We start from the raw sequence: 16192 nt of genomic DNA on the forward strand, positions 1-16192 counted from the left end.
ACGGAACCTCCTGGGGACGGGCTCACGCGGGGACGTCGGCGAGCGGATTACGAATGTGCACGTAGATCGACTGGGTGGCGACCGGCCCGACGAGTTCGTCGAGGCCGTGCAGGCGGGTCAGCAGGTTGGCCTTGCAGCGCGGGCGCGGATCGGTGAGCAGCGAGCGCGCCGCGCCGCCGTCCTCGGCGTAGCGGGCCAGCAGGGCGCGCAGGCGGGCCAGCAGGACCCCCTCGTCGACCAGCCCCTGGGCGCCGAACGCGCCGATCAGGCCGAGCAGGTTGTTGACCCCCAGGTAGTAGGCCAGGCGTTCGTCGGCGATCTCGTCCGGCACGATCGTGTCGCTGGCCACCCCGGCCGCGGGCAGCCGGCGGGCCAGGTCGCCGGCGCGCGAGGCGCGGAAGTAGTAGCCCTGGTTGTCCCGGTAGCGCCCGCCCGAGGGCAGCCCGTCGGCGTCGAGCAGGACCAGGGTGTTCTGCTGGTGCGCCTCCAGCGCGATGCCGGCGTGCCGGTCCAGCCACAACACCGGCTCCGCCACCACCGCCAGGTAGCGCTCGAACCACTCCTCGGCCACCGACGCCGGCGCGCGTCCGGTGCGCTCGGCGAGGGTGTGTACGTGTCCGGCCAGGCGCGAGGGGCCGATCCCGGGGCGTTCGGCGACCAGCGCGGCCAGGCACGAGACCCGGTCGCCGGCGCCGAACGGGTTGGCCCGCAGCACCAGTTCCAGGCCGGCCGCGGGCCGGTCCGGGCGCGGGAACGGCTCCGGCGGTGCCACCGAGATCCAGGCCGGGTCCCGGACGATGTCGAACGTGGGGTGCACGGCGCGCAGTTCGTGTTCCAGGCCGGAGCGCAGGATGCGGTGCACCTCGATGCCGCGCAGCAGTTCCTTGGGCAGGTTCTCCCGGCGGGAGTTGGTGATCCGCAGGCCGAGGGAGAGCTTGAGCATCACCTCGGCGTCGGGCCGGTACACCGTGCGCACCGAGGAGGTGGGGTGCCAGGGGGCGCCGGCGGGGCCCAGGTCGCGCAGCCGGCCGGCGTCGAGCAGGGCGCGCAGGTGCGGGCGCCGCGGCAGGTCGCGGGCCTGCCACGGGTGGGCGGGCACGAGCACGGTGCCCTCGGGGGCGCGCAACTCCCCGGCGAGGTCGGCCAGCACGTCGGCGGCCTCCCGGTCCAGCGCGCTGTCCTGGCCGACCAGGTCGGCGTCGGCGGCGAACCAGTGCAGCGGGAAGGATCCGCGCAACTCCGGCGACCACGCGGCGTCCTCGTCGGGGTCGAGCCGGTCCCGGCTCTTGGGTGTGGGGTGCATCGGGTGGCCGAGCACCAGGGACTGCTCGGCGGCCAGGAACGGCGCGTTCCCGGGCGGGTCTTCGGGGTGCGCGCGCCGGTGGGCGATGTAGCGCTCGGTGTGGGTGACCGAGTCGGCCACCCGGATCGCGGTGTCGCCGCAGGCCTCGCCCGCCGCGCCGGTCCCGCTCGCACTCGCCTCGTCGCCGAGCACCAGGGCCAGTGTGACCGCGTTCAGCGGCCCCTCGTCGTCCAGGTGCGCGGCGCCGAAGCGGTGCCAGCCCGTCGGCGACCAGTAGCGCACCACGACCGTCAGGGTCCGGCCGACCCCGGGCAGTTCGACGGTGAGCACGCCCGACTCCGGTCTCGGCAGCGCGTGTTCGCGCACCCAGCAGCGGAGCAGGCATTCGACGGTCGCCGCGTCGGCGGCGTGCCGGGGGTTCGGCGCGTCGAGGTGGTCCGTTTCGGGATCCGTCCGCACGGCGGACGGGTCGGGACCCGCGATGGTCATCGCTGCTCCGTGTGGTGTCGGTCGACCCGGGGGTCGATGCCCGTGAATCGTGAATCGTGCATCGTGCCGGAGGCGGCACTCGGGATATGGAGATTTCGACCCGTGTCGATTGTTTGGCGAGGATGGTCGCGAATATGCGAGGCGCGCGGTAACGAAGATTGTTGATGGAGCGTCAGCCCGAGGTCGCGCTTTCCGCGCGCCCCGCCTCGACCACCGCGGCGAGCAGCGCGCCGAGGTCGGCGCCGGTGGTGTCGGGGTTGAGCAGGGTGAGTTTGAGGCGGACCGCGCCGGGCCCGTCGCCCAGTTCGGTACGGCCGACCACCGCGCGCCCCTCGTGCAGCAGTCGGCGGCGCAGCGCCGCGTTGACCCGGTCCGCCTCGGCGTGGTCGGCCGGGTCGTCGGGGGCGTGTCCTCGGGGGAGGTAGCGGAAGACCACGGTGGTGAGCACGGGCTCGGCGGCCAGTTCCAGGTGCGGGTCGGCCCGGATCGCCTCGGCCGCGTGTCGGGCCAGGTCGTGGCAGCGGTCCACCAACTCGCCCAGTCCGGCCCGGCCGAGCGCACGCAGGGTGACCGCGATCTTGAACACGTCGGCGCGGCGCGTGGTGCGCGGCGAGTTGCCCAACAGGCTGACGTAGCCGGCTCGTTGGTCGTCTTCGGGGTTGAGGTAGGCCGCGCGCTGGGCGAGCGGCCCGAGCAAGGCCGCGTCGCGGACCAGGAACACCCCGGCCGCGATCGGCTGCCAGCCGAGTTTGTGCAGGTCCAGGCCCACCGAGTGGGCCCCTTCGAGGCCGGTGAGCAGCGGCGTGAGCCGGTCCGAGAACAACGCGCCGCCGCCGTAGGCCGCGTCCACGTGCAACCACGCGCCCGCCGCGCGCGCCACCGCGGCGATCGCCGGCAGCGGGTCGATCGCGCCCAGGTCGGTGGTTCCGGCCGTGGCCACGATCGCCGCGATCCGGTCGTTGCCCGCCCGCACCCGTCCGACCGCGGCCGCCAGCGCGTGCGGGTCCATCCGGTGGTCGGCGTCGGTGGGCACGGTGACCACCGCGTCCTCGCCCAGGCCCAGGTGGCCGGCGCAGCGGCGAATGGAGAAGTGCGCGGCCTGTGAGCACAGGATTCGCCGCCGGCCGACGCCGGGGCCGAGCGCGTCGCGGGCGAGGAGCAGCCCCATCAGGTTGGACTCGGTGCCGCCGCTGGTGATCGTGCCGCCCGCGCCGCCGGGCCGGAAGCCGACCAGGTCGGCGAGCGCGGCCACCACCTCGGCCTCCAGGGCCACCGCCGCCGGCGCCTGGTCCCACGAGTCGAGTGAGGGGTTCAGCGCGGAGGCGATCAGGTCGGCGGCCACCGCGACGGCCAGCGGCGGGCAGTGCAGATGGCCGGCGCAGCGCGGGTCGGCCGGGTCGGCGGACCCCCACGCGAGCAGCGCGGACAACTCGCGCAACGCGGCGACGTCGCCCACCCCGATGTCGGGCAGTGTCCCGGGCCCCGGGCCCGCCGACGCCGCACCGCGCGCGGCCGGCACCGGCCCCGGCGCGCCGGAGCCGAGCACCCGGGCCACCTCGACCGCGACCCCGACCGGCCCACCCGAGGGCAACGGCCCACCCCGCGCACCGACCCCGGCGTCCATCGCGACGAGCGCGACGTCCACCAGCGCCCGCAACGCGTCGGCCCCGGCCACACCCCCCGAGAGCGACACCCCGATGGGATGCCCCACCCCTCGCCCGGCACTCACACCGACTCCGATCCGACAACCACACACCCGGCCCCCGAGGCCCCGACGCTCCCACCCCCGGCCCCCTCGAACCCACCACCCGGAAACCCGCCCATCTCGGACTCGGCAACCCCCCACTCAACCCCCGAGCCTTCGACACCCTCGAACCCGGCGCCCCCGGACCCGCTCGCCTCGGACCCGGCACCCCCACACCCGACCCCCGAGAATCCGGCACTCCCAGCTCCGACACCCTCGGACCCGCCACCCGAGAATCCGGCGCCCTCGACCCCGCCACCCGGGAATCCGGCACTCCCAGCCCCGGCGTCCTCGAACCCGCCACCCGGGGCCTTGGCGGTCGGGCCGGCGTTTCCGGGGCCGGTCGCCCCGTTCACGGGTGGGGGCATCGAGGCTCCGGCGCTCGCGACCCCGGCCGCCCCCGGCCCGCAACCCGCCGCCCCGGCACTCGCACGGGCGAACCGGGCCGGCCCGGTTCCGGCGCCGCCCGGACCGGCGGTCGGACCGCGGTATCCCGCCCCGGCCGCCTCGATGGCCTCGGCCAGGCGCTCGAGGACCGCGTCGGCCTGGACCTCGGTCATCGTCAGCGGCGGCAGCAACCGCACCACGCTGTCGTGCCGCCCTCCCAGTTCCACGATCAGCCCCCGGGCCAACGCCTCGCGCCGCACCGCGAGCGCCAGGCCGGGCGCCGCGGGCCGGGCCCCGAGCGCATCCGGCGCCGCGTCGGGCTCGACGATCTCCACACCGAGCATCAGGCCCCGCCCGCGCACCTCGCCGATCGCGGGCCGGCCGGGCATCAGGCCGCGGAGCGCGCCCGCGAGTCGCGCGCCGACGCGGGCCGCGTGCTCGTGCAGGCGGTGCTCGCGCACGAAGGCGATGGTGGCGGTGCCGGCCGCCATCGCCAGCTGGTTGCCGCGGAAGGTGCCCGCGTGCGCGCCGGGCCACCAGCGGTCGAGCTCGGCCCGGTAGACCACCACGGCCAGCGGCAGGCTGCCGCCGATCGCCTTGGAGACCACCATCACGTCGGGCACCACGCCGGCGTGGTCCACTCCCCACATCGCGCCGGTGCGCCCCAGGCCGGTTTGTACCTCGTCGGCGATCAGCGGGACCCCCCGCTCGGCGGTGAGCCGGCGCAGCTCGCGCAACCACTCGTCGGGCGCCGGCAGCACCCCGCCCTCGCCCTGGACCGGTTCCACGATCATCCCGGCGGGCGTCGGCACACCGCCGCCCGGGTCGGCGAGCAGCGTGCCCGCGTAGTGCGCGGCGATCCGCGCGCCCTCGGCCCCGCCGACGCCGAAGGGGCAGCGGTAGTCCTGCGGGAACGGCAGCCGCACCGTGTCGCCCGTGCCCGCCCCGGTCGCGTCCCGGATCGCGGTGTCGCCGCTCACGGCCAGCGCCCCCGCGGTCATCCCGTGGTAGGCCCCGGTGAACGCGACCACCCCGCGCCGCCCGGTCGCGGTCCGCACCAGCTTGAGCGCCGCCTCCACCGCGTCGGTGCCGGCCGGCCCGCAGAACTGGATGCGCCCGTCGCGCGCCAACTCCGGCGGCAGCGTGGCGAACAACTCCTCGACGAACCGGTCCTTGACGGGGGTGGCCAGGTCGAGCACGTGCAGCGGCGCGCCGGTGTCGAGCACACCCCGGATCGCGGCGAGCACCACGGGGTGGTTGTGGCCCAGGGCCAGGGTGCCGGCGCCGGAGAGGCAGTCGAGGTAGCGCCGCCCGTCCGCGCCCTCCACGGTCATGCCGCGGGCCCGCACCGGCACGATCGGCAACGAGCGCGCGTAGGTGCGGGCCGAGGACTCGCGGGCGGCCTGTCGCCGCAGGATGCCCGGCGCGTCGGCGCTCGTGGTCCCCGAGCGCTGCCGGCCGATCGCCGCACCGGCCGGCCCCCCGCCGTCGGGGCTCACGGCGTCGGCGGGCGTTGTGAGCGGGGTCGGGTCCGGGGCACCGGAGCGGTCGTCCGGCCTGGTCAGGGCGGCGGTCATGACTGCGGCACCTCCACGAGGTCGATCGGAAACTTAGGTAAGGCTTACCTTTGCACGACAACGGATCGCAACGCCATCACCACAAAGAGTGACGTTCGTCGAATCGACGACCCCCTCGCTGACAACGACCGACCGGCCGCCCGATCACGGGCGGCGGTCCCTCCGATACTGTCGACCGGCACACACGGGAGGCGCACACGGGGAGGTAGGCGCTTGACGCGCGGCGTCCGCACGCTGTTCGTCACCCTGACGGTGGCGGTGTCGCTGCTGGTGACGGGCACCGTCATGGCACTGACACTGGGCGGAGTCGGCACCGACGACGGCCACGGCCGGGGGCCGGCGGCACTCGCCGATCCGGGCGATCCCGCGCACTGGACCCCGGAGCGGATGAGTCGGGCCAAACCGCGCGAGCCGCGCGGCAACGAGGAGGGCCCGGCCCTACCCCTGCCCTCGCCCGCCCCCGGACGCACCGGGGCACCGGCCGGCCCCGAACCGCTGCCCGACGTGCTCGCCGAGGCCAAACCGCCCCCGGTACAGGCCCGCGCGGTCCCCCGCCCGTACACCGGCGAGGCCGGCACGGTCGCCGTCGGCAAACTGTTCTTCGAGGCCCCCGACGGCCCCTCCGTCTGCTCGGGCACCGTGATCGCCGACCCCAAGCGGCCCGGCCGCAGCAACCTGGTGTGGACCGCCGGTCACTGCGTACACGCCGGACGCGGCGGCACCTGGTTCAACAGCCTGCAATTCGTACCCGCGTTCAACAGCAGCGGCCAGGCCACCCTCGCCAACCTCGGCAACCCCGGCCCGGTCGCCCCCTTCGGCCAGTGGTGGGCGACCTCCGTGGCCACCTCCGACCAGTGGCGCGCCGGCGGCACCAACGCCACCTCCTCCGCCACCTCGTACGACTACGCGGTGGTCGAGGTGAAGAACCCCGACCGCGGCGGACCGAGCCTGGAGGAGGTGGTCGGCCGCGCCCTGCCCGTGTGGTTCGACGCCCCGCGCGAGCTGGCCGAGGCCGGCACCTACGGCTATCCGCAGGACGCCCCCTTCGACGGCCTGACCATGTTCGGCTGCGCCCAGGCCCCGCGCCGGATGACCGTCGACCCCAACACTCCGCCCCTGCTGCGGATCGGCTGCACCATGACCGCCGGCGCCAGCGGCGGCGGCTGGTACGCCACCGCCCCCGACGGCACGCTGTGCCTGATCGGCAACAGCGCGCTCAGCGGCGCCGGCCACACCTGGATCGCCGGCCCCTACCTGGACCAGGAGGCCCGCGGCATGCTGGACAACCTCAAGCGCAAGCGCTGACCCGGCCGGACACGACGAGGGCCCGGGTCGCGGACGCGACCCGGGCCCTCACCATCCGACGATCAGCGCGTGACCACCACGAACCGCTCCAGCTCGGCCGCGAGTTGCCGGCCCACCCGGGCATGCAGCCAGGTGCCCGACTCGCGGTGCTCGGTGCCGAGCAGTTCTCCGCTCGCGTGCACCTTCGCCACCAGGTCGCCGCGCTCGTACGGCACGACCACCTCGACCTCGACGTCGGGACGCGGCAGTTCCTCGTCGATCAGCGCGAGCAGTTCGTCGATGCCCTGCCCGGTGCGGGCGGACACCACGATCGCGTGCTTCTCCCGACGGAGCAGCCGCGCCAACACCTCCGGATCGGCCGCGTCGGCCTTGTTCACCACCACGATCTCCCGCACCCGGTGTGCGTCGACCTCGGTGAACACCTCGCGCACGGCCGCCAGTTGGGCCTCCGGCGTGGGGTCGGAGCCGTCCACCACGTGCAGGATCAGGTCGGCTTCGGCGACCTCCTCCAGGGTGGACCGGAACGCCTCGACCAGCTGGTGCGGCAGGTGCCGTACGAAACCGACCGTGTCCGCCAGCGTGTAGCCGCGTCCGCTGGGCGTCTCCGCCCGGCGCACCGTCGGATCCAGCGTCGCGAACAGCGCGTTCTCCACCAGCACGCCCGCGCCGGTCAACCGGTTCAGGATCGAGGACTTGCCGGCGTTGGTGTAACCCGCGATGGCCACCGAGGGAACCGCGTTGCGGCGGCGCTCCTGGCGCTTGGTGTCGCGGGCCTTCTTCATGTCCGCGATCTCGCGGCGCATCTTGGCCATCTTCTCCCGGATGCGCCGACGATCGGTCTCGATCTTCGTCTCACCGGGACCACGCGTGGCCATGCCGCCACCGCCGCCGCCACCCATCTGGCGCGACAGCGAGGCACCCCAACCGCGCAGGCGCGGCAGCATGTATTGCATCTGTGCCAGCGAGACCTGTGCCTTGCCCTCTCGGGACTTGGCGTGCTGCGCGAAGATGTCCAGGATCAGCGCCGTGCGGTCCACGACCTTGACCTTGACGACGTCTTCCAGTTGGATCAGCTGACCGGGCGTCAGTTCACCGTCGCAGACCACGGTGTCCGCGCCGGTGGCGATCACCACGTCGCGCAGTTCGCGGGCCTTGCCCGAGCCGATGTAGGTCGCCGGGTCGGGCTTGTCGCGGCGCTGGATCAGTCCGTCGAGCACCTCCGAGCCCGCGGTCTCCGCGAGCGCGGCGAGTTCCTTGAGCGAGTATTCGGCGTCGGCGGCGGTTCCGTCGGTCCAGACCCCGACGAGGACCACCCGTTCCAGGCGAAGCTGTCGGTATTCGACCTCGGTGACGTCGGTCAGCTCGGTGGAGAGACCGACCACCCGGCGCAGCGCGCTGCGCTCGTCACGGTCGAACTGGTCGCCGTCGTAGTCGACCGGACGACCCCCGACGTCATCGCCCGGTCCGAATCCGTCGAAGGCCGCTCCGTCGTCGAAGCCGTCGGCGTCGTCGAAATGGGGAGTCGAGTCCGTGTCGTCGTGTCCGGCGCGGTGTGAGCGAGAAGTCATATCGTCCTGTTCAACGTAGTCGGCGGGCCGCTCCATTCCCCGAAGCGGCCGTCACGATGGTCCCACGAGGGTCCGCGCTCGGGCATCCGGGTTTTCGGCCGGTTCGCCCGAAGCGAACCGGGGCGCGGACCGCCGCGCATTCACGAGGTCAGCAGTCGGGCCTGCCCGACCTCGGTGCGCACCTTGATCTTGTGCGGCGACTGGTCGTTGCGCGAGACCTTGACGTCGCTGTCGCCGATCGTGGTGGACACGTCCGCCGCGTACTGCTGCCCGCCGGGCACCCGCACCGTCGCCCGACCCGCGTCGGTCTTGGCGCTGACGTCGTTGGGCGCCTTGGTGAAGGTCATGTCGATCGAGCCCGCGCTCGTCTGCGCGGTCACCTTCGCCGAGGTGATCCCCTCGCCGTCGATCTTTCCCGCGCTGGTGTGCAGGTTGAGCGTCCCGGTCACATCGCGCAGCGTCACGTTGCCCGCGTCGGTACGGATGTCGAGCGCGGCGCCGCCGCGCGGGATGGTCACCTCGTACGCCACGAAGCAGGCCTTCTTGCTCGCGCAGTCGTAGTCCAGGACCAGCTGGCCGCTGCCGTCCACATTGTGGGTGGTCGTCGGCGCGGTCTTGTCGTAATGCTGTTTCTCGGTCACCTTGACCACGTTGACGTCGCCCTCGGTCACCTTGACGTTGCCCGCCGCGCTGTCCACCTTGAGCGACTTCACGCTCTGTGTGACGTCGTAGGAGGTGGTCTTCTTCTCCGCGTCGTGGTCGGTGTCCACGTTGAACTCGCACGCGGTCAACACCAGCGGAAGCGCGACGAGCGGGACGAGCAGGGCCAGACGACGGTTGCGGGCAGCCATAAGGGTCTCCTTGGGTCGGGGCGGGGTACGCCGCCCGAACGCACGACCACTCCCCCGCTGTTCTCTTGCCCTCCAGGCTAGGAAGCACCCCTGTTCCCCGCGTCGGTCCGGCGTCGGGTTGGCCGGCTCCTTCCCTGGCAGGAGGCGACCCCGAGGCACTCCACCTCCAGGCAGGGCCCGCCTCGGGGTTGTCCCGGACCCCGGTACCGGTACCGGCACCTGCGGTCAGTGCGCCAGCCGCGCGCCCAACGCCGGTGCCAGCGCCGCGAATTCGGCCGACTCGGCGTCGTCGAGCACGGCATACGCGGCCGCCACCAGCTCGTCCGTGGTGTCCTCCGCGGCCTGCCGGCGGGCCGTCAGCTCATCGGTGACCTGCGGAAACGGCGCGGTGTGGCCGTAGAACTCGAGGTAGGGGCTCGCCTCTGCCACCTGTGCCTCCAGCGCGGTCAGGCGATGTGCGGCCAGGGCCAGGATGTGCAGCCCGCCGCGGTGCTCGCGCAGCGTCTGGAGGTTCTGCGCGAGCACAGCGGGCGCATCATCCGGAAGAGGTACACCGCGCCAGGCCGAGTACAGCGGGGCCAGCGCGCCCAGGTCGTTCGCCCGCACGATCGTGGTGGTGATCTCCGCCAGTCGGGCGGTCTCCGGCAGGTCGGCGAGGTGCTCGCGCCCCCAGTCGCGGGCGCATTCGGCGTACAGCGCGCCGACCCGCTCGGGCGGCGCGGCCTTCCTGCCGCCCTGCCACAGCGGCAGCAGCGCGTCGGCGGTGAAGTGATGGAACGCGGCGACCACCGCGGCGTCGTCGACGTCGCCGAGCACCCCGCCGCGCCCGGCGACGTAGAGCGTCACGCCGTCCAGGCCCAGTTCGGCGCCGCGTGCGACGGTGTGCGGCGCGAAGAAGAACGCGGCGGCCGCCTGCACCGTCGTCTTGACCGCGCGGGTGGTCTCGCGGGCGGTGTCCATGCTGCTCATGCTCGTGTCTCCCCGGGGACGACCTTGCTTGACCATGTCAGACAAGACCTATCACGGCGGATCGAACGAGCACAGGTGTTCGCACACCGGCTCCGCGACGCCCGCGCACCGGGATCACAGGCGGGCGAGGTCGACCCGTCCCTCGGCGACGATCACGGCCGGGCCGGTCATCTCGATATGCCCGTCCACCCGCTCGGTGATCACCAGGCGCCCGCCGGGCACGTCCACCGTGTAGGTGACCGGCTCGCCGGTGACCGAGGGCTCCGCGCCGTCGGCGCGCGCCGCGGCGACCATCACCGCACACGCGCCCGTGCCGCAGGACCGGGTCTCGCCCGAGCCGCGCTCGTGCACCCGCATCGCCACGTGACCCGGCGCCCGGCGCACCACGAACTCGACGTTGACCCCTTGCGGATAGGCCCCCGCGGGCGTCACGGTCGGCGCGGTGTACAGGGTGCCCGCCTGGGCCAGGTCCTCGACGAAGACCACCGCGTGCGGGTTGCCCATGTCCACGTTGGTGGCCGGTCGCACCCGCCCCTCGACATCCACCCCGATGCCCTCGGAATCGGGCAGCCGGACCGGGCCCATGTCCACGGTGACCGGGCCCTCGGCGGACACGGTGACCGCCTTGACCCCGCCGCGCGTGGCCACCCGCAACTCGCCCGCCTCGGCCAGGCCCCGCTCGACCAGGAACCGTGCGAACACCCGCACGCCGTTGCCGCACATCTCCGCGATCGAGCCGTCGCCGTTGCGGTAGTCCATGAACCACTCGGCCTCGCCGGCCAGGTGCTCGGCGGCCGGGTCCTTGGCCGCGCGCACCACCCGGAGCACCCCGTCGCCGCCGATGCCCGCCCGCCGGTCGCACAGCGCGGCCACCTGCGCGGCGGACAGGTCCAGTTCGCCGTCGGCGTCCGGCACGATGACGAAGTCGTTCTCGGTGCCGTGCCCCTTGAAGAAGTGCAAAGTGCTCACTCCGCAATCCTAGGACGGGGCGGGAGCAACCACGCGCGAGCGGCCTCGGCGGGGTTCCGCCGAGGCCGCTCGCGCGCTTCATCGGCCCGTTATCGGTCCGGGTGCACCACGCCGGCCGCGCCGCCGCCCCGGCGGGTGGGCTCGGCCACCGCCTGGACGCGCCCGCCGGGCAGGAATTCCAGCGCCGCCGCGGCGCCGATCTCGGGGTTGGCCTTGAGCACGTGACCGCGTTGTTCCAGCCCCGTGCGCAACCACGCCGGCACGCCCGGTTCGACCTCGGTGGCAGCGCCGTTGCGCTGCGACAGTCGCGGCGCCGCGACCGCCTGCGGCAGCGAGAGGCCACGATCGAGCCGCTCGGTCAGCACCTGGAGCACCGTGGTGATGATGGTCGCCCCACCGGGAGAGCCCACCGCGATGAACGGCCGGCCGTCGCGCAGCACGATCGTCGGCGACATGCTGCTGCGCGGCCGTTTGCCCGGCGCGGGCAGATTCGGGTCGAACACGCCCGGGGTCAGCGGCGCGAAGTTGAAGTCGGTCAACTCGTTGTTGAGCAGGAACCCGCGTCCGGGCACGGTGATCGCGCTGCCGCCGGTCTGCTCGATGGTCAGCGTGTAGGAGACCACGTTGCCCCAGCGGTCGGCGGTGACCAGGTGCGTCGTGGACAACCCCTCGATCGGCTCGCTCGCCTCCGGCGTGCCGCTCGCCCGGCACTGCCGGTCGTACGGCGGCTTCGGGTCACCCGGCGGCACCGGACTGACCGCTGCGTGGTCGGGGTCGATCAGGCACGCGCGTTCCCTGGCGAAACCGTCGGCGAGCAGACCCTTGAGCGGCACGTCCACGAACGCCGGGTCGCCCACGTAGCGGTTGCGGTCCGCGAAGGCCAGGCGCGACGCCTCCAGGTAGTGGTGCGTCGCGGCGACCTCGTCCTGCGTGCGCGGGTCGGTGGTCTCCAGGATGTTCAGCGCCTCGCCCACGGTGGAGCCGCCCGACGAGGACGGGGCCATGCCGTAGACGTCCAGGCCCCGGTAGTCGAGGTGGGTCGGGCGCTGCTCCCGGATCCGGTAGTTCGCCAGGTCGCCGTTCTCGATCAGTCCGGGCCGGAAGACCCGGTCGGCTCCCGGTGCCACCGGCGGTTGTTGCGCGGTGCGCACCACCTCGCGGCCGAGACCGCCGCGATAGAACCAGTCGACACCGTTGCGACCGAGTTGCTCGTACGTACGGGCCAGGTCCGGATTGCGGAACACGCTGCCCACGACCGGTGGTTGCCCGTTCGGCAGGAACAGCCGCGCGGTCGGCGTGATGTCGTCGAACCGGGACGCGTTCGCCGCGGTCTGGTCGTGGAACGTCCGATCCACCACGAACCCGCGCTCGGCCAGTTGCCGAGCCGGTTCGAGGGCGGAGCGCAGACTGGTCGTGCCCCACGTGCGCAGCGCGGTGTTCCACGTCTGCGGCGTGCCGGGAACCCCCACCGAAAGCCCGGAGTTGACCCCCTGGTCGAACGGGATGGGCAACCCGGTGGCGGGGTCGAGGAACGCGTCCTCTCGCATCCTCGCGGGCGCCGTCTCCCGCCCGTCCAGGGTGTGCACGCTGCGACTGCGCGCGTCGTAGTAGACGAAGTAGCCGCCCCCGCCGATCCCCGACGAGTACGGCTCGGTCACACCCAGCGCGGCGGCCGTGGCCACCGCGGCGTCCACCGCGTTGCCGCCCCGGCGCAGCACGTCCAGGCCGATCCGGGTGGCGTCGGGATCGACGCTGGAGACCGCGCCGCCCCATCCGGTGGCCACGGGTTGTTTGGCCGGCGCCTCCGCCGGCCCACCGGGCGACGCGGACGCCACTCCCGGGATGGTCATTGCGAGCCCCAGCGCCGCGACCGACGCCATGGCGCGACGAACCGAGCGAATCACGACCGCCTCCCCCGAACAGGTTCCGGTGTGTCACGGACTCCCACCGTGCCACGCCGGCCCCACCCGCAACACCCCCAAGTCCTCCACCCGGACAAGGTTCACCCGGTCGTGCGCACCACCGCGCACCCGGCGCGGAGCGGACGCGCGCTAGGAGGCGCTCACCTTCTCCAGGGCCGCTTCGAGCAGGTCGGGGCGGGTGTGGTCCAGCCATTCGATTCTCGGGTCGCGGCGGAACCAGGTGTCCTGGCGGCGGGCGAACCGGCGGGTGGTGCGGACGGTGTCCTCGCGGGCCTCCTCGTCGCCGCACTCGCCCGCGAGCATGCGCAGCACCTGGGCGTAGCCCAGCGCGCGGGAGGCGGTGCGGCCCTCGCGCAGCCCGACCCGCTCCAGCTCGCGCACCTCCTCGACCAGGCCCGCCGCCCACATGCGGTCCACGCGTGTGGTGATCCGCTCGTCCAGCACCGGCCGGGGAACGTCCACCCCGATCTGCACGCTGTCGTAGAGCGAGCGGTGGGTGGGCAGGGTCGCGGTGAACGGCCGCCCGGTCAGCTCGATGACCTCCAGGGCGCGCACGATCCGCCGGGCGTTGCTCGGCAGGATCACCGCGGCGGCGGGTGGATCGGCGACCGCGAGGCGCGCGTGCAGCGGCCCGGGACCCACCCGCTCGGCCTCGGCCTCCAGGCGGGCCCGGATCCGTGGGTCGGTGCCGGGAAACTCCAGGTCGTCGAGGACGGCGCGGACGTACAGCCCCGAACCGCCGACCAGGATCGGGGTCCGCCCGCGCGCGAGCAGGTCGTCGACCACGGCCCGCGCGTCGCGTTGGTATTCGGCCACGCTGGCGGAGCTGGTCACCTCCCACACGTCGAGCAGGTGGTGCGGGACGCCGCCGCGCTCGGCGACGGTGAGCTTGGCGGTGCCGATGTCCATGCCCCGGTAGAGCTGCATGGAGTCGGTATTGATCACCTCCCCGTCCAGCGCACGGGCCAAGGCGACCCCCAGATCGGACTTTCCGGCCGCAGTGGGACCGACGACGGCAATGACACGGGGACTCACCCCCCCAAGTCTGCCGGATCGCCGACCGGTCGCCGCGCACGGCGGTGGTACGACGGCGCCCGTCCCGGCACGCGCCGGCGTGCCCGCGCCGTCGCTCGTTGCGGTACGGCCGTGTGCGAGGTCGTGACCGGCCACGTTCGCTCTCGTTGAGTTCGGACACAGACATACGGTCAAGGAGCAAACGTGAGTGTTTTCGACTGGTTCAAGCGGCGCCCCGACACGACGGAGACGGGCGGCTCGTGCTGCTCGGGCGACACGGCGGGCACGGACACCGCCACGCTGGTCGAGGACCGGCCCGGGACGCCGGCCGAGGGGCACGCCGTGGCCGGGACCGGCGAAGCGGTCGCCGCCCCGGCGCCCCGAGCCGCCGGGGACGCGGTCGTCGCGGCGGAGGCGGCAAAGACCCCGGAGGAGCCGGACACCGCTGTCGCCCACGACGCCGACGCGGAGGCTGCCCCTGCCGAGCCCGGCGACGGCACGCCCGAGACGGCCGGCAAGCAGCCCGCGGCGGCATCGGGCGCGTGAGTCGGACACCGGGCGGCGGGCACCGGATCGGGGACCGCCGCCCGTCGCGTTCACGGGGGCACGTGCACCGGGGCACGGCGGCGGCGCCACCGGCACGGCCGACGGCCGGCCCGCGGCCTCCCGCCCGTCAGGCGTCAGGCGTCAGGCGTCAGGCGTCAGGACCACAGCGCCACGAAATACCCCACGCCATAAGGCGCTTCGTCATACAGCAGCCGCCCGCTCCGGCCCGGGCCCGCCGCCCCGGCCAACACCTGGAGCGCCGGTCGGCCCCCCACCCACAGCTCCTCCGCGAGCGCCGGGTCGAGCGCCGCCAGCGCCGCCGGGTCGGCCGCGTCCAGTGCCGCGGCGAGCGCGACGTCGTACGGCTCGGCGCGCGCGTCGAGGTAGCCGGGGGCCTTCTCGGTCCGGCACGCGGACCCGTCGCCCACCACCAGGAGCGCCACCCGATCCGCTCCCGCGACCAGCTCCGCACCCCGCCTCGCGCAGCGCGCCGGATCGGCGTCGGCGGCGATCACCGCGCCGGACACCGGGCTCGGCGCGGTGCCCGCGGCGACCCGGTCGGCGGCCCACGGGGAACGGCCGAGCAACCACGCGCCGACGACCAGCGCGGGCGGCAGTTCGTGGTCCGCGCCGCCGCCGAGGGTGACCTCCAGGTCGACGCCGTACCGCGCGAAGGAGCCGACCCCGCCCTCGCCCAGGGTCGCCTCGACGGGGCCCGCCCCCACCACCACCAACCGGTCCGGCGTGCTCGCGACCAGCGCGGCCAGCGCCTGATCGCACGCCGCGCGCAGCGCGTCCAACTCCGCTACGGCCCCGCGGGCCAACTCGGGCACGATCATCGGGGGGCACGGGACTACCGCGGCGGCTACGAGCATTCAGGGAGAGTACTAAGCGGCCGCCGCGACGCCTCCCGGGTCGCATGATGGGATGGATCACATGCGTGAACTGATGCTGGTGCGACACGGTGAGACCGAGTGGAGCAGGTCCGGGCGGCACACGGGGCTGACCGACATCCCGCTCACCCCCGAGGGTGAGACGCAGGCGAAGGCGGTGGCCGACCTGCTCTCCGGACGCGAGTTCGGGTTGACCCTGGTGAGCCCGCTGGGCCGGGCCCGGCAGACCGCCGAACTGGCCGGGATCACCGGCGGGACCCCGGAACCCGACCTGGTCGAGTGGGACTACGGCGGCTACGAGGGCATCACCACGGATCAGATCCGCGAGCGGGTGCCCGGCTGGGTGTTGTGGCGCGACGGGGTGATCCCCGGCGACGCGGCGCACCCCGGCGAGTCGATCGCCGATGTCGGCCGGCGGGTGGACCGGGTGCTGGACAAGGTGCGCCCGGTGCTGGCGCGCGGCGAGGACGCGGTGCTGGTCGCGCACGGCCACCTGCTCCGGGTGCTCACCGCCCGCTGGCTGGGCCTGCCGCCCGAGGACGGCCGGCTGTTCCGCCTGGAGACCGCCCGGCTGTCCACTCTCGGCTACGAGCGTGAACAGCCGGCGATGCTCGGCTGGAACGTGTCCTGACCGCGCGGCGCGAACGCGGCCCGA

The 16192-nt window shown here is 74.0% G+C and carries 12 protein-coding genes and 1 pseudogene; 3 read left to right on the forward strand and 10 right to left on the reverse strand.

Annotation, left to right across the window (positions count from 1 at the left end; genetic code table 11):
* Positions 1-22: 22 nt before the first annotated feature.
* The 3 genes and pseudogenes from ACFRCG_RS15015 to ACFRCG_RS15025 form a co-directional block, all read right to left on the reverse strand.
* Positions 23-1792 (reverse strand): IucA/IucC family protein, encoded by a 1770-nt coding sequence (locus tag ACFRCG_RS15015; RefSeq protein WP_380031626.1) that lies wholly within the window; start codon positions 1790-1792, stop codon positions 23-25.
* A gap of 172 nt (positions 1793-1964) precedes the next feature.
* Entirely contained in the window at positions 1965-3485 is a 1521-nt protein-coding gene (locus ACFRCG_RS15020; RefSeq protein WP_380031628.1) for a pyridoxal phosphate-dependent decarboxylase family protein, read from the reverse strand.
* A gap of 518 nt (positions 3486-4003) precedes the next feature.
* A pseudogene (locus ACFRCG_RS15025) lies at positions 4004-5500 on the reverse strand (diaminobutyrate--2-oxoglutarate transaminase); the annotation flags it as partial.
* 213 nt (positions 5501-5713) lie between these two features.
* Here ACFRCG_RS15025 and ACFRCG_RS15030 point away from each other — a divergent pair.
* A complete protein-coding gene (locus ACFRCG_RS15030) occupies positions 5714-6805 on the forward strand; it encodes a trypsin-like serine peptidase (RefSeq protein ID WP_380031630.1) in 1092 nt (363 codons plus the stop codon).
* A gap of 62 nt (positions 6806-6867) precedes the next feature.
* Here ACFRCG_RS15030 and hflX read toward each other — a convergent pair whose 3' ends face one another.
* The 6 genes from hflX to miaA all read right to left on the reverse strand — a co-directional run bounded on the left by hflX (position 6868) and on the right by miaA (position 14119).
* The gene (gene hflX, locus ACFRCG_RS15035; RefSeq protein WP_380031632.1) at positions 6868-8373 is read right to left on the reverse strand and encodes a GTPase HflX; all 1506 of its coding nucleotides are present in this window, start codon (positions 8371-8373) and stop codon (positions 6868-6870) included.
* Positions 8374-8513: 140 nt separating this feature from the next.
* Positions 8514-9224, reverse strand: a complete 711-nt coding sequence (locus tag ACFRCG_RS15040; protein WP_380031634.1) for a DUF4097 family beta strand repeat-containing protein — start codon at positions 9222-9224, stop codon at positions 8514-8516.
* 225 nt (positions 9225-9449) lie between these two features.
* Positions 9450-10193 carry a hypothetical protein gene (locus tag ACFRCG_RS15045; protein WP_380031636.1) on the reverse strand — a complete coding sequence of 248 codons (744 nt, stop codon included), beginning with the start codon at positions 10191-10193 and terminating at the stop codon, positions 9450-9452.
* A 114-nt stretch (positions 10194-10307) separates the two neighbouring features.
* Complete coding sequence (gene dapF / locus ACFRCG_RS15050) at positions 10308-11162, reverse strand: diaminopimelate epimerase (RefSeq protein WP_380031638.1); 855 nt, start codon at positions 11160-11162, stop codon at positions 10308-10310.
* 89 nt (positions 11163-11251) lie between these two features.
* Positions 11252-13042: a gamma-glutamyltransferase gene (ggt, locus tag ACFRCG_RS15055; protein ID WP_380031755.1), complete on the reverse strand. Its 1791-nt coding sequence runs from the start codon at positions 13040-13042 to the stop codon at positions 11252-11254.
* A 171-nt stretch (positions 13043-13213) separates the two neighbouring features.
* Positions 13214-14119: a tRNA (adenosine(37)-N6)-dimethylallyltransferase MiaA gene (gene miaA, locus ACFRCG_RS15060; protein WP_380031640.1), complete on the reverse strand. Its 906-nt coding sequence runs from the start codon at positions 14117-14119 to the stop codon at positions 13214-13216.
* A 183-nt stretch (positions 14120-14302) separates the two neighbouring features.
* Here miaA and ACFRCG_RS15065 point away from each other — a divergent pair, with 183 nt between their 5' ends.
* Positions 14303-14644, forward strand: a complete 342-nt coding sequence (locus tag ACFRCG_RS15065) for a hypothetical protein (RefSeq protein ID WP_380031642.1) — start codon at positions 14303-14305, stop codon at positions 14642-14644.
* A 155-nt stretch (positions 14645-14799) separates the two neighbouring features.
* On the opposite strand, the gene ACFRCG_RS15070 is transcribed toward ACFRCG_RS15065, so the two are convergent.
* Complete coding sequence (locus tag ACFRCG_RS15070) at positions 14800-15519, reverse strand: hypothetical protein (RefSeq protein WP_380031644.1); 720 nt, start codon at positions 15517-15519, stop codon at positions 14800-14802.
* Positions 15520-15580: 61 nt separating this feature from the next.
* On the opposite strand from ACFRCG_RS15070, the gene ACFRCG_RS15075 reads away from it, so the two are divergent.
* Complete coding sequence (locus ACFRCG_RS15075) at positions 15581-16168, forward strand: histidine phosphatase family protein (protein WP_380031646.1); 588 nt, start codon at positions 15581-15583, stop codon at positions 16166-16168.
* The last annotated feature ends 24 nt before the right edge of the window (positions 16169-16192 follow it).

Origin of the sequence: Embleya sp. NPDC056575 (assembly GCF_042793325.1) — a bacterium.
In the GTDB taxonomy this organism is placed as follows: domain Bacteria; phylum Actinomycetota; class Actinomycetes; order Streptomycetales; family Streptomycetaceae; genus Embleya.